Origin of the sequence: Halolactibacillus sp. JCM 19043 (assembly GCF_001310395.1) — a bacterium.
GTDB classification, from domain to species: Bacteria; Bacillota; Bacilli; order Bacillales; family Amphibacillaceae; genus Halolactibacillus; species Halolactibacillus miurensis.
In genome coordinates, this window is the sequence record NZ_BAXD01000005.1 from 32,050 (window position 1) to 52,712 (window position 20,663).

The window sequence follows — 20,663 nt, forward strand, 5'->3', positions numbered from 1 at the left end:
AACAAGGATATGTGTGATAAAATGGTGGTAGAATTTTATTCAAAGAAAGGACTAGAGAGCAGTGAATGTCTTATTTGTTTGTACCGGAAATACATGTCGTTCACCGATGGCAGAAGCTATTTTACTTGATCATCTAAAGCGATCAAATCAACTTGAACGTGTTTCAGTAAAGTCCGCTGGACTTTATACAACGGATGGCATTAAAACATCCGCAGGCACACGTTTTGCACTGGAGGCACATCAGATTGATTTTGATGGTGAATCCACCCAAATGACCGAGAGTTTAATTGATTGGGCTGATATCATTTTAACAATGACAGAAAGTCATCGAAGGGCACTTATTTCATTAAACCCAGAAAGGCGTGAACGTGTTTACGCGTTAAAGGATTACGTATATAAGGACTTGAGTGACTATGACAAGAATATTCGTGATCCATTTGGGCAAGATGAGAACACGTACTTAGAAACTTTTGATGAAATTGAAGCGGCAATCAAGCGGTTTATAGAAAAAATTAACTTGTAAACCGAACGAAAAAAGAATTTTCTAAAAAAACGTCCGTAATACTTCACATTTAATAAAAATGAGTTACAATATGAAGTAAGCAAAAAACTAGAAAGACAATAATCGATGGGAGTGTGTAATCAATGAAAGTTGTTTTAGCATCAGATCACGGTGGTTCTGAACTAGCGAAAGAGATTGAAACCTATTTAGGTGAACTCGGTATCGAAGTGAATAATATCGGTTGTGACTCAAAAGAGTCATGTGATTATTCGGACTACGGTATTCCAGCGGCTGAGAAAGTTGCTGCGGGAGAATATGACCGCGGGATTGTGATTTGCGGGACTGGGATCGGTATGTCGATTGCGGCGAATAAAGTAAAAGGCATTCGTTGCGCCTTAACACATGATGTGTATACTGCACGTGTGACGCGTGAACATAACGATTCCAATGTGTTAGCCATGGGCGCACGAGTTATTGGTGTCGATTTGGCGAAAGAAATCGTTAAAACGTGGATTGGTGGAGAATTTGAAGGTGGACGTCATGAGCGCCGCATCAATAAACTGCGCGATTATGAGATGAAATAATGATACAAGCGATTGATCAAGCGGTCTTAAAGACGATGATGGATCAGTTTGTTGATGAGTGGATTCGGTTAGGTGTGCTAAAAGAAGGACATGTCTTTGTCGTTGGTACATCAACGAGTGAAGTGCTTGGTGAAAAAATCGGCACACTTGGTAGTATGGATGTGGCTGAAGTGATTTTTAATGCTTTACAGCGACTAAAAGACGCGACAGGTGTCCGACTTGCTTTTCAATGTTGCGAACATTTAAATCGCGCCTTAGTTATTGAAAAAGAGACACAAGTAACTTTAAATAAGCGACCAGTAACCGTTGTCCCACATCAACATGCGGGAGGATCGATGGCGACATATAGCTATCATCACTTACGTGAGGCGGTCGTTGTTGAAACAATTGAAGCGGACGCAGGGATGGATATTGGTGAGACGATGATTGGGATGCATCTCTTACCAGTGGCGGTACCGCTTAGATTTAATACAAAGTTTTTAGGTCAAGCACGTCTAGCTGGTGCCTATAGCCGTCCGAAACTGATTGGCGGGGTACGAGCAAAGTATGAATAAGTCGACTTCTTAGTCTTTCTTATAAAAAACATAACCAATACTTTAGGGGGAACGATGTGGATGAAACATGTACAAGCGAATGATGTAGAATTATTTGAAGCGATTGAATTAGAGCGTGGTCGTCAAAATGATAAGATTGAGTTGATTGCCTCAGAAAACTTTGTCACTGAAACAGTGATGGAAGCACAAGGGTCTGTCTTAACAAATAAATATGCCGAAGGTTATCCAGAGAAGCGCTACTACGGTGGTTGTGAGTTTGTGGATATCGCTGAAAACTTAGCACGTGACCGGGCAAAAGCAATCTTTGGGGCAGAACATGCGAATGTCCAACCACACTCAGGAGCACAGGCGAATATGGCGGTGTACCATGCGTTCTTAGAACCTGGTGATACGGTCCTTGGCATGAATCTGTCTCATGGTGGTCACTTAACACACGGTAGCCCAGTTAACTTTAGTGGTAAGCTTTATAACTTCGAAGAGTACGGGGTAGATAAAGAAAAAGAGACGCTTGATTACGAGGTTGTGCGTGAAAAAGCGTTAGCGGTCAAGCCGAAATTAATCGTCGCTGGTGCAAGTGCGTATCCACGTGAGATTGACTTTAGTAAGTTCCGTGAAATTGCTGATGAAGTAGGGGCGTACTTAATGGTTGATATGGCGCATATTGCGGGTCTTGTCGCAGTAGGCGAACATCCAGATCCTGTACCTTACAGTGACTTTGTCACCACAACGACACATAAAACATTGCGTGGTCCACGTGGTGGGATGATTCTCACAAAAGAAAAGTATGCGAAACAAATTGATAAAGCGGTCTTTCCTGGTATTCAAGGTGGCCCACTGATGCATGTGATTGCCGCAAAAGCAGCCGCGTTTAAAGAAGCCCTTGATCCATCATTTAAAGACTATGCGAAACAAATTAAAACAAACGCGAAAGCTTTCGCTGATTCACTGACAGCTGAAGGTGTCCGTCTCGTTTCAGGTGGGACAGATAATCACTTACTGTTACTTGATGTGAAGAGCTTAGGCTTAACCGGTAAAGTCGCAGAAGAAGCCTTAGATGATATTGGTATTACAACCAACAAAAATACGATTCCATTTGATACAGAGTCACCATTTGTGACAAGCGGTGTCCGTGTAGGAACGGCCGCTGTTACGACACGTGGCTTTAAAGAAGATGAACTCAAAGAAGTTGGTCAAATCATTGCGCTTGTACTAAAAGATGTTGAAAATGAAGCAGTGAAAGCAGAAGCACGTAAACGTGTGAAAGCTCTTACTGATCGTTTCCCACTATATAAATAATTCAGAAGGCACGTCTCTACATGGGACGTGCCTTTTGATATGCTTTTAATTCGATCGGTGATTTTATGTTAGAGGGTGGTATGCAACGTTCACTTATAAAATTCAGGCTGAATTAATCCTAATTAATAGGTATAATAGAAATAGAAAGGGGTGAGTTTTATGAGAATCAATGTAGAGAATTTAGTTTCTATTTCAGAAGCTAATCAAAATTTTTCGAAAGTAGCAAGAATGGTAGATGAAAAAGGTACAGCGATCATCCTTAAAAACAATAAGCCTCGCTATATATTAATGGAATATAATCAATTAGACGAAGATGAAAAAATTGGAGATCAAGAGATCAACGAAGTAGCTGAGAATTTAATCTCAAAGCATATGAAAGCCTTTAAGGAATTAGCCAAATGAAGCGATCAATGATTCAGAAAGGATCTATTTGTACATTGCCAAAAGTCTACTATCTAAAGAATTGGTGAGTGGACAATATAAACGTATCACGCAAAATATATTGAAATTAGCGACTATACCGGAAAGGTACCGGTTAATTAAATTAGAACCAGAGCATTCGAGAGAGCTTCAGATATTTATAAAAGACTGAGTAAATGGGAATGAATACAGTGAAGTGACATGAACTTACCTGACAAATTCCAAGGAATTTCATTTTTTACTTGAAAGCACGTGTCGTTACATGTAAACTCTTATTAGTTATGCACAAAATACAATAAGGGAGCGGATAAGATGGGTAATGTATATGTATTAAATCATCCACTAATTCAACACAAATTGACGTATATTAGAAAAACAGAAACAGGCACAAAAGAGTTTCGAGAACTCGTTGATGAAGTTGCTGGACTGATGGCGTATGAGATCACACGTGATTTACCACTAGAACCGGTAGAAATTGACACGCCTGTCACAAAGACAACGTCATATGTTATTGCTGGTAAGAAGATCGGGATTGTGCCTATCTTACGCGCAGGCTTAGATGGTAGAAGGTGTTCTTCGTCACGTACCAACCGCAAAAGTTGGCCACGTTGGATTGTATCGTGACCCTGAAACATTGAAACCACATGAATACTACTTTAAAATGCCAAATGATATTAATGAACGTGAAATGATTGTTGTTGACCCGATGTTAGCAACAGGCGGTAGTGCGAATGACGCGATTAGCTCACTGAAAAAACGCGGCGCAAAAAACATTAAATTAATGTGTTTAATCGCAGCACCTGAAGGTGTGGAAGCGGTAAAAGAATTACACCCAGATATTGATATTTATCTTGCGGCACTTGATGAAAAACTAAACGAAAAAGGTTACATCGTCCCAGGTCTTGGTGATGCTGGTGACCGTTTGTACGGTACAAAATAAGACAATGATGACTAGAAAGAATAACGCTTCTATCTTTATAGAGGGGTTATTCTTTTTTTGTATTTTCAGACATGTACTACTGATTGTATATCAATTAAATTAAGTGTTGTAGGTATCGATGAGAAAGCTAAATGTATCACAATTGAAATAGGAAAAGACATCAAAATATGTTAAAGTAGTGAGAGAGTTTACAAAATAACTGATAAAAATATTAAATGGAGTGTGTTCTTATGAGTAAAAAAATTAAAGTGATGCCGGTGTTCGGTACACGACCAGAAGCCATTAAAATGGCCCCACTTGTGTTGGAACTACAAAAACGATCTGATGTATTTGATACAATCATCACTGTGACAGCGCAACACCGTGAGATGCTAGACCAAGTGTTAGAGATTTTTGGTATTACCCCAACGTATGATCTCAATATTATGAAGCAAAACCAAACGCTCGCAGAAGTAACAACCCGCGCGCTTGTGGGACTTGACGAAGTCATTAAAGAAGCAAAGCCAGATATCGTCTTAGCCCATGGTGATACAACGACAACTTTTGCAGCATCACTTGCGGCTTATTATAACCAAGTCGCGGTTGGACACGTTGAAGCCGGTCTTCGTACATGGAATAAATATTCACCGTATCCAGAAGAGATGAATCGTCAACTAACAGGTGTGATGGCAGATTTACACTTTGCACCGACAACGCAGTCAAGAGATAATTTACTTACAGAAAGTAAGAAAGACGATTATATCTATGTGACTGGTAATACCGCGATTGATGCGTTAAAGACAACGGTTAATGCTGATTACACACATCCGATGTTAGAGAAAATCGGGGATAAACGTCTTGTCTTAATGACGGCGCATCGTCGTGAGAATTTAGGCGAGAATATGGGACAAATGTTCCGTGCCATTCGCCGTTTAACTGATACGCATGACGATATTCATGTCGTTTATCCGGTTCACTTAAATCCAAAGGTACAAGAAAAAGCCAATGACATTCTAGGTGACCATGACCGGATTGATTTAATCAAGCCACTTGATGTTGTTGATTTTCATAACTTTGCGGCACGCGCAACTTTAATCCTTACGGATTCAGGTGGGGTACAAGAAGAAGCCCCGTCACTCGGTGTACCTGTCCTTGTACTTCGAGACACAACCGAACGTCCAGAAGGTGTGAAGAGTGGGACGTTAAAATTGACCGGTACGGATGAAGGCACTATCTATAATGAAGCACATCTGTTACTGAGTGATAACCAAGCTTATGAAAAGATGGCCAAAGCTCTAATCCATATGGTGATGGTTTTGCTAGTGCTCGAATTTGTGAGGCGATTCAGTCTTACTTTGACCCAAGTAAACAAAAACCAGCTTCGTTTGAAGTAAAGTAACGGTAAAAAGTTTATTAGTATAAAACAGTCATTTCCCGACGAAATGTTAGGGGTGTGACTGTTTTTTCTTGTTTTAAGTTCAGTCGAAACCCCCTAACTGGTTCCCTGAATGAAAGAGGTTACAATAAGGAAAGACTGACAAGGATCCTACTCGTTAATCAGCCGACTAAGTTTGTGAATGTAAAAATATTCTTGTAGTTTCAAACGTGCATTTTTCACAAACTTTAATATACATTAAACCCACGTAATTACTGAGGTTTAACGTGTTTTAAAGTGAGTAAACGCTTTATCTTAAGAAAAAATGAATGTAAACGCTTTTATACTAAAGAATTCGAGCAATAGGGATGCATTTTTTAAAATCGGTGCTATAATGTGAATAGTTGGCTTTTAACGATCAGATGAGAGGCAAGGTGAACCTGCGTGGAGACATATCATGACATGACCAAAAAACATCATCACATTTTTTTAGTCATACTTATCTCCATTTCGTTGGTGACACTGTTAACACAAGGACACCCTATCTTATTTGGTTTACTACTCGGTGGAGTAGTAAGTTACGTAAACTTATGCTTACTACAATGGAAAGTGACACGTCTTGTACGTGTAGTGACAACTGACAAACGTTTTGCGACGGCTGGGACAATTTTAAGAATTGGCGCAGCTTTACTTGTCGTTGCTTTAGTTGAAAACTACTTCACCCACATTCCGATACTTGCAGTGATTATAGGTTTAATGTTTAAGTACGTCGTTGTTCTTATTGCCGGCTTTTGGTCGCTTTTAGAAGCTGAGAAATTTATAGAGAAGGGGGAATAAACAGATGGATCATGGTGCACCTATTGTCGAGAATATCTTCGGGATTCCTTGGTTAAGTGTCAATTTATCAACCGTCTTAATGATGGTGATTTCTTGTACCGTCACCTTTTTTGTTGCGTTCTTTTTAACGCGCAATTTAAAGATGAAACCAACCGGAAAACAAAACTTCATCGAATTTATCGTCGATTTCGTTAAAGGTATTATTAATGATTCTATGGACTGGCGGACAGGTAAAAAGTTTTTACCACTGGCGCTTACGCTCATCACATTTATCTTTATTAGTAACATTTTAGGGATTATTGTGACCGGGATATTTAATGGTAATGTGTGGTGGAAATCGCCAACGGCTGATGCAGGCGTGACGTTAACACTTGCGCTTTTATTATCATTTTAACGAATTATTACGGCATCAAAATGCGTGGCACGAAAAAGTATGCGAAAGGCTTTATCAGCCTGTATCATTTATGTTGCCATTTAAAATTATCGAAGAGTTCACGAATACGATGACACTCGGTTTCCGTTTGTATGGGAATATTTTCGCGGGCGAAGTGCTGCTATCACTGCTTGCGAGTATGGCGTCCGTGACACTTGTTGGGGCGATTATACCAATGATTCTGTGGCAAGGTTTTAGTTTATTTGTCGGTGCCATTCAGGCCTTTATCTTTACGACATTATCGATGGTATATATGTCACATAAAGTGATCGATGATCACTAATCTTACAGAATGATTGTGATCGTTACTTACGGTTCGTGCGAACCGTGTGATTGATACACATAGTGAGAGACTTAAAAGTGACTGTCATAAGTTAGAGACATAATGAAATAATAAATAGGTAAAAAACAAAATTCAAACAAATCCTAGGAGGAAACACACATGAACGCAATCGCTGCTGCAATCGCTGTAGGTCTTGCTGCTTTAGGCGCAAGTTTCGCTAACAGTATTATCGTAAAAAGTACACTAGAAGGAATTTCTCGTCAACCAGAATTACGTGGGCCACTACAAACAATCATGCTCATTGGTATCGCACTAGTTGAGGCGATTCCTATTTTAGCTGTCGTTGTCGCCTTTATGATTCTTTAATTGATGAACACCTAATAATAAAGGTAGAGAAAGAGAGGAGTGCATAAGGCATGCTTACAACGAATATGTTAACCCTCGGTTCACAAACGGTCGGTGGGTTTCAACCGTTAGATACGATTGTTGTTTTAGTCAGTTTTGCTATTTTAATGGTGCTACTGAAGAAGTTTGCTTGGGGACCACTGATTAAAGTCATGGAAGAACGAGAAAACTTTGTTGCGACTGAAATTGAGACAGCCCAAGAAAAAAATCGTCAAGCGCAAATGGCGGTTAAAGAAGCAGATGAGAAATTAACTGATGCACGTCAAGAAGCTAAACATATTGTCGTTAACGCTAAGCAACGCGCGACGAAACTTGAAGAGTCGATTGTTCAAGAGGCAAAAGATCGCGCCAAACAATTGCGCATTGATGCAGAGGACGAAATTGAACAAGAAAAACGCGAATCATTCCAAGAGATGCAAGAAACGGTCGCAGAAATTGCGTTCCAAATTGCGATGGATATTATTCAAAAAGAAATGAGTCAAGAAGATCAAAAACGCTTAATTAAAGAACGTCTCGATACTTTAGGAGACGATCTTCTATGAAAAATTCACGTAATGCAAGACGCTATGCTGAAGCATTATATGATGTGGCAAAAGAACACGGGCATGAAGAACAAATCGAACGTGAATTACTCACGGTGCGTCAAGTCTTCAGTGCCCCGTCTGAATTAGTCGATTTTCTGCAAGATCCGAAACAATGGATGAACCGGGCCCGTATTATTAAGTCAACGTTTACGACCTTCTCCAGTGAACTGGTGAAACTCATACTCATCATGGTCGAAGACCATGCCGAACAGGATGTGCCGGGTATGGTTGATCATTATACGTACTTGATTAATGAAAAACGCGGGATAGGCGTAGGAAAAGTCTATTCAGTCACCCATTTAACGCCACACCAATTAGAAGATATTGAAGCGCATTTTGCTAAACAATTTGGTTATAACCGTTTAGCCTTACAAAATGAAATAGATGAAAGTGTCATTGGCGGATTTAAAGTTGTGATTAATAACCGTGTCTATGACGCGTCGCTAAAAGCAAAATTAGAAGAAGTCAAACGGAAATTTGTTCCGTTGTACAAACGATGATAGGGGTGACATGAGATGGAAATCAGAGCGGAAGAAATCAGTGCCCTGATCAAGAAACAAATCCAATACTATCAAAAAGACACAGAGATTAAAGATATTGGGACCGTTATTGAAACAGGTGACGGGATTGCACAAATTTACGGACTAAATAACGTGCTCTCAGGAGAGCTCGTTGAATTTGAAAACGGCACAATGGGGCTTGTTCAGAGTTTAGAAGAAGACCGTGTTGGTGTTGTTATTCTCGGGTCGCATCTATCGATTCGTGAAGGGGATGAAGTGACCCGTACAGGACGGATCATGGAAGTGCCTGTAGGTAAATCTCTTGTTGGCCGCGTGGTGAATCCACTAGGACAACCGATTGATGGTAAGGGTGAGATTAAAACGAGAAAGACACGCCCAATTGAACGCGAGGCACCTGGTGTGATGGCACGTAAATCGATTCACGAGCCTCTTCAAACCGGACTTAAAGCGATTGATGCGCTCGTACCAATTGGCCGAGGACAACGTGAGTTAATCATTGGTGACCGTCAAACTGGTAAAACAACCGTCGCAGTTGATACAATCCTCAATCAAAAAGACCAAAACATGTATTGTATTTATGTAGCGATTGGACAGAAAGATTCTACCGTTCGTGCGACAGTTGAAACGTTCCGTCGTCACGGAGCGCTCGATTATACGATTGTCGTGAATGCTGGGGCCAGTGCGCCTGCACCACTTCAATACCTTGCACCTTATGCGGGTGTTGCCATGGGTGAGGAATTTATGTATAACGGCGAACATGCGCTTGTTGTCTATGATGACTTATCAAAACAAGCAGCAGCTTACCGAGAACTGTCGCTTCTTTTAAAACGCCCACCAGGTCGTGAAGCGTTCCCAGGAGATGTGTTCTATTTACACTCACGTTTACTTGAACGTGCCGCAAAGTTAAATGATGATTTAGGTGGCGGGTCGATGACGGCGTTACCGTTTGTTGAAACACAAGCAGGTGATATTTCAGCTTATATCCCAACCAACGTTATTTCTATTACTGATGGACAAATCTTCTTACAATCTGATTTGTTCTTTAGTGGGGTGAGACCAGCGATTAATCCTGGTTTATCTGTATCACGTGTTGGTGGATCAGCCCAAACGAAAGCGATGAAAAAAGTAGCGGGGACACTGAGACTAGACCTCGCGAGTTACCGTGAGCTAGAATCTTTTGCCCAGTTTGGTTCAGACTTAGATAAAGCTACCTTACAAAAATTAAACCGTGGTAAACGCACGATTGAAGTATTAAAACAAGGCTTACACAAGCCAATTACAATGGAAAAACAAGTGATGATTATTTATGCGCTTATTCATGGGTATCTCGACGAGATACCAATCGAAGACATTCGCCGTTATGAAGGAGAATTTTACGATTATCTTGACGCGGCTTATCCGCAAGTCTTACGCGACATTCGTGAATCAGGCGAAATTACAGCGGAAGAAGATATGAAAGAAGCTATCACGACATTCCAACAACAATTTAGTCGATCATACTAAGGAGGCGTCTATATGGCTTTGTCATTACGAGGCATTCAAAAGAAAATCGAATCAACACAAAAGACGAAGCAAATCACCAGTGCGATGCATATGGTGGCTGCCTCTAAATTAGGTAAGTCAGAGACCTCGAATAGTGCATTCGTGCCTTATGCTGAAAAGATCGAAGAAATGGTCAGACACATTGTCTTAAGTTACGGGGAACATAGTCATCCGATTTTGATCCCTCGCCGAGTGAAAAAAATTGCCTATTTAGTGATGACCTCAGACAGAGGTCTCGCAGGGCCTTTTAATTCACAGGTGTTAAGAAAATTAGAGACTTTGATTAATGAACGTCACCGTCATAAGAGTGAGTATACGATTATTGCGATTGGTCGAATTGGAAAAGAATATTTCAAAAATCGTCATATGCCGGTGCTGCGCTCAGTGACGGGCTTACCCGATCATCCTTACTTTAGTGATTTAGAAGATTTAACGTATGATACGGTACAGTTTTTTATTGACGGTGAATTTGATCAATTAGAACTCGTCTATAATTATTTTTATTCAGCGATTAGTCAAGAAGTGGTGGTAAAGAAAATCTTACCGCTGATTACAGAAGCAGAAGTAGATGAGCTACGTCATGAAATGCACAGTCCATTCTTATTCGAACCGAATGAGGAGAAGATTTTAAAGACACTGTTACCGCAATATGCGGAAAGTTTAATATACGGTGCCTTTCTTGAAAGTAAAGCGAGTGAAAATGCGTCGCGAATGAACGCGATGCGAAATGCGACAGATAATGCCGACAATATGATTTCAGATTTACGCTTACAGTACAACCGTGCTCGTCAAGCGCAAATTACGCAAGAATTAGCAGAAATTGTAGGTGGCGCAAATGCCCAACAAGGCTAACTTGTTTGCCGGTTTAGGGAGGAAATAATCGATGAATAATGGACAAGTCGTACAAGTAATTGGACCGGTCATCGATGTCAAATTCGAAGACGGAGAATTACCTAAAACAAATGATGCGTTAATCGTTACAGCGCACCAGAACGACCAAGACGTAAAAGTAACATTAGAAGTGGCCTTACACTTAGGTGACCATAAAGTACGGACCATCGCCATGAACGCCACAGAAGGTATTCGTCGTGGTGATGAAGTAATTAATACGGGGAAACCTATCTCTGTTCCTGTAGGGGAAGAGACATTAGGCCGAATCTTTAATGTCTTAGGTGAAGCGATTGATGGCGGTGAAGCTGTTGGTGACGAAGTGCAACGCGATGCGATTCACCGTCCATCACCTGAGTTTAGAAAACTATCAACGGAAACAGAAATATTAGAAACAGGAATCAAAGTCGTTGACTTACTTGCCCCTTATATTAAAGGGGGTAAGATTGGTCTCTTCGGTGGTGCCGGTGTTGGTAAAACTGTGCTCATCCAAGAACTGATTCATAATATCGCTCAGGAGCACGGCGGTATTTCTGTGTTTGCCGGTGTCGGTGAACGAACGCGTGAAGGAAATGACTTATACTTTGAAATGAAAGATTCTGGCGTTATTACGAAAACAGCAATGGTGTTCGGACAAATGAACGAACCACCAGGTGCCCGAATGCGGGTAGCCCTTACGGGCTTGACAATGGCGGAATATTTCCGTGACATCAAACGCCAAGACGTGTTGTTATTTATTGACAACATCTTCCGTTTTACTCAAGCAGGGTCTGAAGTATCTGCGCTCTTAGGTCGGATGCCATCAGCCGTAGGTTACCAACCAACACTTGCGACGGAAATGGGTCGCCTGCAAGAGCGGATTACGTCCACAACACAAGGATCGGTCACATCAATCCAAGCGATTTATGTACCAGCCGATGACTATACTGATCCAGCACCTGCAACAACGTTTACGCACTTAGATGCGACAACAAGCTTAGATCGTAAACTGTCAGAACAAGGGATTTACCCAGCGGTAGACCCATTAAGTTCAAGTTCACGCGCACTCGATGTTGAAGTGGTTGGTAAAGAACACTATGACACGGCACGTGAAGTCCAACAAACCTTACAACGTTACCGTGAACTACAAGACATCATTGCGATTCTCGGTATGGATGAATTAAGTGATCAAGATAAACAAATCGTCCAACGTGCCCGTCGAGTACAGTTCTTCTTATCGCAAAACTTCCACGTGGCTGAACAGTTCACAGGACAAGCCGGTTCATACGTCCCTGTCAGTGAAACGATTCGTGGCTTTAAAGAAATTTTAGAAGGTAAATACGATGATTTACCAGAAGAAGCGTTCCGTCTTGTCGGGACAATTGATGAAGCCGTCGAAAAAGCTATGCGTCTGTCAGAGTAGGAGGCCGTTATTATGGACAAACAGTTGACAGTAGAAGTCGTCACACCAGATGGTCAAATCGTCAATGATGTATTTGATATGGTCGTCGTCCAAGCAGAACAAGGAGAGATTGGGATATTGCCGAATCACACAGCGATGATCTCCCCAGTGGTTATTAGCACAGCCCGATTAAAGAAAGACGGGGAATCGATGAAAGTGGCAATCGGTGGTGGATTTATTGAAGTCGATGATAATCATGTCACCATTCTCGTCCAGTCTGCCGAAACACCGAAGAAGATCGATGTCGAACGTGCACGTAAAGCGAAAGAACGTGCATTACGCCGGATTAAACAACGCCGCGATGACGTCGACTTTAGACGTGCGGAACTGGCGCTTAAGCGGGCGATTAACCGGTTAGAGTTAGTCGGTGAAGACCAAAAGTAACGTGATGAGTGATAAGCAAAAAAGTAGAGGTAATAAGAAAATAGTTATTATATCAGTTTGTTAAGTAAACAAACAATGAAAAGACTTTAACTCAAGCACCGACTTGTGTTAAAGTCTTTTTACGTATAGTGTTTCATTAAAAGTCCAACAGGCAGATTAAAATCAATTGAAATACATCAGCTATTTCCCGGGAAATTGTCGAAAGAAGGTGAAAGAATGTTCGTAGATTTAGGTGTACAAGCGGCCATCAGTATTATCTCGCACAGTGTCTTTATTATTATTACGTGGCGTGCCCTGCAATCGATTCGATTCGATGTGCTGTTTAAAAAGCATAAAGTGTTTGAAGCGCGATTATTTATGGTGATCTTAACGATTGTGATTGCGGGTGTGCTCAGTCATTTCTTTTTAGACCTACTCAATTGGTCGCAACAACTACTTTATTTATTCTAACAAATGATTAAAACCACCGCCTTTTAGTTATACTCTCTAATAACTAGAAAGGGCGGTGGTTTTTTGTGCGATTCGTATGTCTTTTGACGTGTTTCTTATATGTTTTGGTTTTAAAAGTTGATGTGGTGGGAAGTGATTATTATCCGTTGGAAATCATATCTGGTGATTTAGACGAAAATAGTCAGATAGAATACGTAGAAACCATCGTCGTGGAGTCAGTAAATAAAAAGTATACAGCGCTGCATCAACAACTCATCAACTTAGGATTTACTGAAACAAGCGACTCTAAAAGTCATCAATCAATAAAAGAGTTAACGAGAGTAAGTGACCTTGGAGAGGAATCATTTCGACTGTATTTGAATAATAAACGAACAGATAAGTCTACTCGTTTGAAGCTACAATATCACGTCACGCTAAAAGACCTAGAGAAAAAAGAGATTGTAAGCTATTACAAACGACTCAATTCGTTCATTGCGACTATTTACACAGATGATAGAAACATTTATAGTTGTGGTAGTGTCATTTTTCATGATATGATAGAGAGCAATGAGTTTTTAACGAAAATTATTAAAACATTAGATGTAAAAACAATGGATCAACAAACAGATCAAGATTTACATATGATGACCGGATATACAAAACAACTGACACAATATTATCTAGAGAACACAAAGAAGAAAAACCTTCAATTAGCCAGTCGGGTAAGGAGTGACGGGTCTGTCTACGTTTCAATTGGCACACCTATCCTAACGATTGAATACTAATAGTATATAGTGTTTTCTATAGAATGGAGCGAATAACTATGGAAAAAATATTGATTAACGGTGGTGAAACACTATCGGGGACGGTACGTGTAGAAGGAGCTAAAAATGCGGTGTTACCGATTATTGCCGCAACGATTTTAGGTCAAACAAAGGCTTCTGTTTTAACGAATGTACCTGCGTTAGCTGATGTATATACAATGAATGAGGTACTAACGAACATTGGTGCCGAAGTGGAAATGACACATGACGAGCTAGTCATTGATGCCTCAGGTGATTTAATAACGGAAGCGCCGTTTGAATTTGTCACTAAGATGCGTGCCTCTGTCTTAGTGTTAGGTCCGTTACTTGCGCGTTATGGCCATGCGTATGTGGCGATGCCGGGTGGCTGTGCGATTGGTTCACGTCCGATTGATTTACATTTGAAAGGTTTTGAAGCGATGGGGGCGACAGTTGAAGTCGGTCATGGCTTTGTGGAAGTCCAAAGTGCGGGACGCTTGAAGGGTGCGAATATTTATCTCGATATGGCTAGTGTTGGCGCAACGGAAAATATTATGATGGCGGCGAGTCTCGCAGACGGAACCACTATTATTGAAAATGCGGCTAAAGAGCCTGAAATTGTTGACTTAGCTGATTTTATTAATGGCATGGGTGGACGTGTCTTTGGTGCAGGTACTTCTACGATTACGATTGAAGGTGTAGAAGAACTGACAGGAACGGATCACACGATAATCCCAGACCGAATTGAAGCAGGGACCTTTATGGTTGCAGGCGCTTTAACCGGTGGAGAAGTGACGGTACTCGGTGCACGTTCACGAGATTTACGTGCGGTTATTTTGAAATTAGCTGATATGGGTGTTGTCGTTGAAGAAGTGGAAGGCGGATTGAAGGTTCATCCGACGGATGAACTGGTGGCAGTCGATATTAAGACATTACCACACCCAGGCTTCCCAACGGATATGCAGTCACAAATGATGGCTTTGATGTTGAAAGCAAAAGGCACTAGTATGGTAACTGAAACAGTCTTTGAGAATCGCTTTATGCACATCGATGAATTCCGCCGCATGAACGCGAAGATGAAAATTGAAGGTAGAAGTGTCGTGATTGATGGCGAGACAAATATGCAAGGGGCGGAAGTAAAAGCGACTGATTTACGCGCAGGTGCGGCACTTGTATTAGCTGGACTTATCGCTGAAGGACAGACAACCGTGACGAACTTGTATCATATTGATCGGGGTTATGTTGACTTCGTTGGTAAACTTCAAGGACTTGGTGCCAACATTGAACGTGTGAAAGAAGAAAAAGTACAAGCTGTTGAAGTGAGTCTTTAATCAAAGGTATGATTTTATAAAATAAGTCATGTTAAAAGACGTTGTTGATGTAGGTATTATAACTACATCAACAACGTCTTCTTTCGTGTGGATAATTAATAATAGACTGAATGACCGCCCACCTATTTAAAAGCTAAGGAAAATTCGGTATAGTTAATGATAGATAATAGAGCGGTAATGATCAGTCATTGACGCGTTATAGCTAGATAGACAATTGTTAGAGGTTTAAAGGGAGTGAGTTCATGCGAGGGATTTATTTTGTATTGTTAACCGCTGTGTTATTTGGTGGATTAGTTCATCAAGGCTTATATTTTGATGAAGCTTTTTATCCGTATCATATCATCATGCATTTATTATTTATCATTTTGTTGGTTCGGATCTGGTTGTATAAAGAAAATGTTTTCAAGCCTTATCTCATCTTTATGCTGATACCGATTGTTTACGCGCTGCCACTTCTCTTTGGTCCAGCATCTGTTTACTTAACAATCCAAGGAGTATTGCGTGCAAGTACGACGGTCGCTTTCTTCATCATGGCGATCTATGTCTTTCATAAAGACTCACCTTACCATCGTTTTGTGCCGTTTATCGTGCATGGTAACGGTCTTATATTAAGTCTACATATGTTGTTGTTTGACCTTGGGATACTAACCGAAGGTCATTACATCATGATGGGGCGCTATGCCGGTTTAGTTGAATATGCGAATACCTTTGGTGTGCTTTTGGCTGCGTTGTTCTTTTATGGTCTCATTCAGTCAGAACAAACACAAAATAAATGGTTAACGTATCTGCATCTATCAGTGCTACCGATGTATCTATTCATGGTGTTAAAATCACAGTCACGTGGTGTACTGTTATTTTCAAGTGTCGTCTTTATCATTATGATGAGTCTATTCAAAACAAAACAACAACTGAAGCTTTTACTTGTCAGTAGTCTAGCTCTTGCTTCGGCTTTAATACTGTATGTGGCGATAGAAGAGATTAATGCCGTTATGATGATGGTTCTCTTCCTTTGTTTCAGTATATTATTTAGTTGGATCAGTCGCTACTGGCTAGAGAGATTACCTAAAAACATATCACTCAATCGCTGGATCATACCTTTCGGTATGGTTCTCTTGATTAGTGTGAGCTTGATCAATATTCTAAAGAAAGGCATTCTTTATCGTGTCCTTCTCCAATGGTTTGAACTTGACATGAGTCAGTTAACGCAAACAAGCACTTTCACAGAACGGCTCGCCTTTTTATTTGATGGTTTGAAGATTTTTAAAGACGCACCATTGATCGGGCAAGGCGCACGCACCTGGGCATTAACCTATCAAACAGTAAGAAGTTATGACTATCAATCACTAGAAGTACATAATGGCTACTTAGATATTTTACTAGAAACAGGCGTCATTGGCTTTAGTGTGATGATGTTGTTAGTAGGTCTAGTCATGAGACAAGCATATAAAGGTGAAGAGACCAATCTAACCTTCATTCCGATTGTGGTAATCATGTCTCATAGTGTGATGGACTTTAATCTGTCATTCGGTTTTGTCTGGTTCTTCTTAATTGTGATGCTTTCTAGTCAAATCAAGCCATCAATAGACTTAATACCAATAAAACGCTACAACACGTCACGCTGGTTTGATGTGTTGTTGGTACTAACTTGTTTAGCAAGCCTTGCGGTTCTGATCTTTCTTTAAAATAATGGTCAACAAGCTCATAGTATTTAACCTAAAAACCGACACAATAAGATATGTACTTCTTATTTGCCGGTTTCTTTTAGTTGTTCTTCTTTGTTATATCGGAGGAGGAAATGGCATAGACTAGAGAAAATATCTCGATAAAAGGAGTCTATTAATCCATGTCCTACACAAAGATACGGCAAACAAACACACTCACAAAAATCATCTCAATCCTGTTATTGTATCTACCGATTTATTTGATTCCGGCTCTGTTACTCTTGTTTATCACGACACCAGAAGCTGCTAGTGTCAGTCAAACAATGGAAGAACAAACAGATTACTCAGTAACGGTTGTGAGAGAGGATACCGAACATCAACTGGATTTAGAATCTTATGTCTTTGGTGTAGTCGCCGGTGAAATGCCCGCAAGCTTTCATCTAGAAGCATTAAAGGCCCAAGCTATTGCGGCCCGGACCTATATTATTCACCATTCAATTAAAGAGGATCCAAGTCTAACGACAGGTTATGTGACAGATACCGTCTTTGATCAAGTCTATAAATCTGATGAAGAATTAAAACAGTTATGGGAAGATAACTATGAGACATATAAAGCTAAGATTAAGGAAGCGGTATCCGCAACCGCTGATCAAATTCTCGTATTTGATGAAGAGCCCATCTTTCCCGCCTTCTTCTCGACGAGTAATGGCTATACTGAAAATGCTGAAGACTATTGGAGTAATCCGCTACCTTACCTCATTAGCGTTGAAAGTCCATGGGATAAGTCTTCGCCTAAATTCACTGAAGATATAGCGTTAAATAAACAAGAGGTACTAGAAAAGCTAAAGTTAACCGATGATAGTTTATTGATGATTAAGCCTGTCTACAATGATAGTGGCAGATTAAAATGGATTGCCTTTGGCCAGTCCATCTTTACCGGTCGTGAATTAAGGGAGGCATTGAATCTTCCTTCGAGTGATATTACTGTGGAAGTGAAGGAAGACCAAGTAGTCTTTAAAACAGAGGGCTATGGTCACGGTGTTGGCATGAGTCAATACGGAGCAGACGGTATGGCCAAGTCTGGTTATACACATGTGGATATCTTGAAGCATTATTATCAAGGTGTTAGCTTATCCACATTGACTGATTTAAAGCATACTAACTAAGCGTCAATATATTTAAAAATCTTTTTTAATACGTCTAACATAAGGTATAAAATTAATCTATCCTGTTCACACTAGTTACTGAGGTGATGAACATGAAAGAAAAACAATCGTTCCGTGATTATTTAAAACAACTGACACGGAAAAAAGGCTTTTACCCTGCGTTATACGTATTTGTGATGATGACATTAGTAACAGGGGTGATTTGGCAATATAATATGAACAGCTTAGAAGATGCACTACCGGAGGTGACAGACGTTTTAACGGATCCACTAGATGGGCAGACGGGTAAAGATCATTTATCAGGAGATCAATCAGGAGATGACGAGGAACAAGATACGGTCAGCGTTGGTAAGGATGACATGATTCAAGTGGAAACCTTACGGTTTCCAGTCAGCGATGCCTTTGAAGTAGAACAAGTCATGCAATTTTATGACTACACGTTAACTGAAGAGGAACAACTTGCGGCGCTTATTGAATATAATGATCAGTATTATCAATCAACTGGTATTGATCTTGTAGCGACAAATGAGACGTCGATTCCTGTAGTGAGCGTCTTAAGTGGTGAAGTCTCATCTGTTAAGGATGATCCATTACTCGGTGGAGTGGTTGAACTAACGCATGACAATAATATTAAATCTTATTACGCAGGTTTAACGGCTATTAGTGTTAAAGAAACAGATAGTGTCACGCAAGGAGATGTCCTTGGTAAGACTGGTACGAGTGATTTCAGGAAAACACTAGGTAACCACGTCCATTTTGAACTGAGAGTAGATAAGGTCGCGATTAATCCTAATACTTATTTTGATCAACCGATTGTAAAAATCATTAGCGATCTACAAGTGACAGCGGATGAATCATTTGAACATTTGCCTGACACAGAGGAAAGCGACACAAGTACTGTTGAGTAATGTTGATTTAACTGTGAGTTAAACATTTAGGCTATTTCACGAATAAATAAAAGAATGGCCACGCAGTTAAAGAATAACTGGTTATTTCCTTCTGGTATTAAGAAAGATAAGTTGTAACCTAACCTTTATAATGATCGTCTTAAGTTAAGGCGGTCTTTATAAAGGTTTTTTACTGTGTAAAATAATTGTCACATCAAACCGTGAGAAGGCTGTTCTATGCTTGTCAAGCATGTAAATGAAAGATGTCTTGATAGAAGGACAAAAAATCATCAAAACGATACGATAATTATCAAATTCCGGTAGGTATCGCCATCTATTTATGATATTATATATTATTAGAGACAACTCGAAATAACGTGAGATTTTATCATAAATAGAATGATCAAAATATAGGAGGATCACATACATGTTTTCAAGAGATATTGGTATTGACTTAGGAACGGCAAATGTACTTATTCACGTCAAAGGAAAAGGGATTGTGTTAGATGAGCCATCGGTTGTGGCGATGGACCGTAATACAGGTAAAGTATTAGAAGTTGGTGAGGCCGCTTGGAAGATGGTCGGGCGTACACCAGGCAATATAGAAGCGATTCGTCCACTAAAAGATGGCGTTATTGCCGACTTTGATGTGACAGAAGCGATGCTGAAGCACTTTATTAATAAAATTAATGTTAAAGGGATGTTTTCAAAACCACGTATGCTGATTTGTTGCCCAACGAACATTACAAAAGTTGAACAAAAGGCGATCAAGGAAGCGGCTGAAAAGTCAGGTGGTAAGAAAGTCTACTTAGAAGAAGAACCAAAAGTGGCAGCGATAGGTGCTGGCATGGATATCTTCCAGCCGAGCGGTAACATGGTCGTTGACATTGGTGGTGGAACAACGGATGTCGCCGTCTTATCGATGGGAGACATCGTAACGTCTCAGTCGATTAAAATGGCTGGTGATAAGTTTGATAATGAAATCTTAAATTATGTAAAAAAAGAATATAAATTACTGATTGGTGAACGTACGTCAGAAGATATTAAGATTCAAGTCGCAACCGTATTTCCAGGTGCCCGCGCTGAATCGATTGACATCCGTGGACGTGACATGATGAGTGGTTTACCACGTACGATTACAATTAAATCAGATGAAATTGAAAAAGCGTTACGTGAATCTGTTTATGTCATTGTTCAAGCGGCTAAGAATGTATTAGAAAAAACGCCACCAGAACTTTCTGCGGATATTATTGACCGCGGGGTGATTTTAACCGGTGGTGGAGCACTGCTTCACGGTATGGATCAATTGCTCGCAGAAGAGTTAAAAGTTCCTGTCTTCCTTGCGGAAGAACCAATGAGCTGTGTGGCCAAAGGTACGGGCATTATGCTTGAAAATATCGATAAAATTGCTCGCCATTCATAAAGACGAAGTAAAGAGA

20 protein-coding genes and 3 pseudogenes are annotated in these 20,663 nt (G+C 40.3%); all 23 read left to right on the forward strand.

Annotated features, from left to right (window positions below; genetic code table 11):
* Nucleotides 1-61 precede the first annotated feature (61 nt).
* The 23 genes and pseudogenes from JCM19043_RS04460 to JCM19043_RS04570 all read left to right on the forward strand — a co-directional run bounded on the left by JCM19043_RS04460 (nucleotide 62) and on the right by JCM19043_RS04570 (nucleotide 20,647).
* Nucleotides 62-523 carry a low molecular weight protein arginine phosphatase gene (locus JCM19043_RS04460; protein ID WP_062320354.1) on the forward strand — a complete coding sequence of 154 codons (462 nt, stop codon included), beginning with the start codon at nucleotides 62-64 and terminating at the stop codon, nucleotides 521-523.
* A gap of 122 nt (nucleotides 524-645) precedes the next feature.
* Nucleotides 646-1,086: a ribose 5-phosphate isomerase B gene (gene rpiB / locus JCM19043_RS04465; RefSeq protein WP_062320356.1), complete on the forward strand. Its 441-nt coding sequence runs from the start codon at nucleotides 646-648 to the stop codon at nucleotides 1,084-1,086.
* Nucleotides 1,086-1,640: a TIGR01440 family protein gene (locus tag JCM19043_RS04470; protein WP_082394412.1), complete on the forward strand. Its 555-nt coding sequence runs from the start codon at nucleotides 1,086-1,088 to the stop codon at nucleotides 1,638-1,640. Before rpiB ends, JCM19043_RS04470 begins: the two co-directional genes overlap by 1 nt.
* Nucleotides 1,641-1,700: 60 nt before the next feature.
* Nucleotides 1,701-2,936: a serine hydroxymethyltransferase gene (glyA, locus tag JCM19043_RS04475; protein ID WP_062320358.1), complete on the forward strand. Its 1,236-nt coding sequence runs from the start codon at nucleotides 1,701-1,703 to the stop codon at nucleotides 2,934-2,936.
* 159 nt (nucleotides 2,937-3,095) lie between these two features.
* A complete protein-coding gene (locus tag JCM19043_RS04480) occupies nucleotides 3,096-3,338 on the forward strand; it encodes a type II toxin-antitoxin system Phd/YefM family antitoxin (RefSeq protein ID WP_062320360.1) in 243 nt (80 codons plus the stop codon).
* A 330-nt stretch (nucleotides 3,339-3,668) separates the two neighbouring features.
* Nucleotides 3,669-4,296 (forward strand): annotated as a pseudogene (upp, locus tag JCM19043_RS04485) (uracil phosphoribosyltransferase).
* 230 nt (nucleotides 4,297-4,526) lie between these two features.
* Nucleotides 4,527-5,674: pseudogene (gene wecB / locus JCM19043_RS04490) on the forward strand (non-hydrolyzing UDP-N-acetylglucosamine 2-epimerase).
* A gap of 420 nt (nucleotides 5,675-6,094) precedes the next feature.
* On the forward strand, nucleotides 6,095-6,487 hold the full coding sequence (locus tag JCM19043_RS04495) for an ATP synthase subunit I (protein ID WP_062320362.1): 393 nt from the start codon (nucleotides 6,095-6,097) through the stop codon (nucleotides 6,485-6,487).
* A gap of 4 nt (nucleotides 6,488-6,491) precedes the next feature.
* Nucleotides 6,492-7,203: pseudogene (gene atpB, locus JCM19043_RS04500) on the forward strand (F0F1 ATP synthase subunit A).
* A 159-nt stretch (nucleotides 7,204-7,362) separates the two neighbouring features.
* Nucleotides 7,363-7,569: a F0F1 ATP synthase subunit C gene (atpE, locus tag JCM19043_RS04505; protein WP_062320364.1), complete on the forward strand. Its 207-nt coding sequence runs from the start codon at nucleotides 7,363-7,365 to the stop codon at nucleotides 7,567-7,569.
* Nucleotides 7,570-7,619: 50 nt separating this feature from the next.
* The gene (atpF, locus tag JCM19043_RS04510; RefSeq protein ID WP_062320366.1) at nucleotides 7,620-8,150 is read left to right on the forward strand and encodes a F0F1 ATP synthase subunit B; all 531 of its coding nucleotides are present in this window, start codon (nucleotides 7,620-7,622) and stop codon (nucleotides 8,148-8,150) included.
* Nucleotides 8,147-8,692 (forward strand): F0F1 ATP synthase subunit delta, encoded by a 546-nt coding sequence (locus JCM19043_RS04515; RefSeq protein WP_062320368.1) that lies wholly within the window; start codon nucleotides 8,147-8,149, stop codon nucleotides 8,690-8,692. Before atpF ends, JCM19043_RS04515 begins: the two co-directional genes overlap by 4 nt.
* 15 nt (nucleotides 8,693-8,707) lie before the next feature.
* Nucleotides 8,708-10,216, forward strand: coding sequence for a F0F1 ATP synthase subunit alpha (atpA, locus tag JCM19043_RS04520; RefSeq protein ID WP_062320371.1), 1,509 nt, complete (start codon nucleotides 8,708-8,710; stop codon nucleotides 10,214-10,216).
* A 12-nt stretch (nucleotides 10,217-10,228) separates the two neighbouring features.
* Nucleotides 10,229-11,107: an ATP synthase F1 subunit gamma gene (gene atpG / locus JCM19043_RS04525; protein WP_062320373.1), complete on the forward strand. Its 879-nt coding sequence runs from the start codon at nucleotides 10,229-10,231 to the stop codon at nucleotides 11,105-11,107.
* A gap of 31 nt (nucleotides 11,108-11,138) precedes the next feature.
* Nucleotides 11,139-12,545 carry a F0F1 ATP synthase subunit beta gene (atpD, locus tag JCM19043_RS04530; RefSeq protein WP_062320376.1) on the forward strand — a complete coding sequence of 469 codons (1,407 nt, stop codon included), beginning with the start codon at nucleotides 11,139-11,141 and terminating at the stop codon, nucleotides 12,543-12,545.
* Between the two features lie 12 nt (nucleotides 12,546-12,557).
* Nucleotides 12,558-12,968: a F0F1 ATP synthase subunit epsilon gene (locus tag JCM19043_RS04535; RefSeq protein ID WP_062320378.1), complete on the forward strand. Its 411-nt coding sequence runs from the start codon at nucleotides 12,558-12,560 to the stop codon at nucleotides 12,966-12,968.
* Nucleotides 12,969-13,184: 216 nt separating this feature from the next.
* Nucleotides 13,185-13,418, forward strand: coding sequence for a DUF1146 family protein (locus tag JCM19043_RS04540; RefSeq protein WP_062320380.1), 234 nt, complete (start codon nucleotides 13,185-13,187; stop codon nucleotides 13,416-13,418).
* Between the two features lie 104 nt (nucleotides 13,419-13,522).
* On the forward strand, nucleotides 13,523-14,182 hold the full coding sequence (locus tag JCM19043_RS04545) for a YwmB family TATA-box binding protein (protein ID WP_197274737.1): 660 nt from the start codon (nucleotides 13,523-13,525) through the stop codon (nucleotides 14,180-14,182).
* Between the two features lie 38 nt (nucleotides 14,183-14,220).
* Entirely contained in the window at nucleotides 14,221-15,510 is a 1,290-nt protein-coding gene (gene murA / locus JCM19043_RS04550; RefSeq protein WP_062320384.1) for a UDP-N-acetylglucosamine 1-carboxyvinyltransferase, read from the forward strand.
* A gap of 242 nt (nucleotides 15,511-15,752) precedes the next feature.
* Nucleotides 15,753-17,192: an O-antigen ligase gene (locus tag JCM19043_RS04555; RefSeq protein ID WP_062320387.1), complete on the forward strand. Its 1,440-nt coding sequence runs from the start codon at nucleotides 15,753-15,755 to the stop codon at nucleotides 17,190-17,192.
* A 161-nt stretch (nucleotides 17,193-17,353) separates the two neighbouring features.
* Nucleotides 17,354-18,337: a stage II sporulation protein D gene (gene spoIID, locus JCM19043_RS04560; protein WP_082394413.1), complete on the forward strand. Its 984-nt coding sequence runs from the start codon at nucleotides 17,354-17,356 to the stop codon at nucleotides 18,335-18,337.
* Nucleotides 18,338-18,429: 92 nt separating this feature from the next.
* Nucleotides 18,430-19,245 carry a M23 family metallopeptidase gene (locus JCM19043_RS04565; RefSeq protein WP_062320389.1) on the forward strand — a complete coding sequence of 272 codons (816 nt, stop codon included), beginning with the start codon at nucleotides 18,430-18,432 and terminating at the stop codon, nucleotides 19,243-19,245.
* A 406-nt stretch (nucleotides 19,246-19,651) separates the two neighbouring features.
* Nucleotides 19,652-20,647: a rod shape-determining protein gene (locus JCM19043_RS04570; protein WP_062320392.1), complete on the forward strand. Its 996-nt coding sequence runs from the start codon at nucleotides 19,652-19,654 to the stop codon at nucleotides 20,645-20,647.
* Nucleotides 20,648-20,663: the final 16 nt, after the last annotated feature.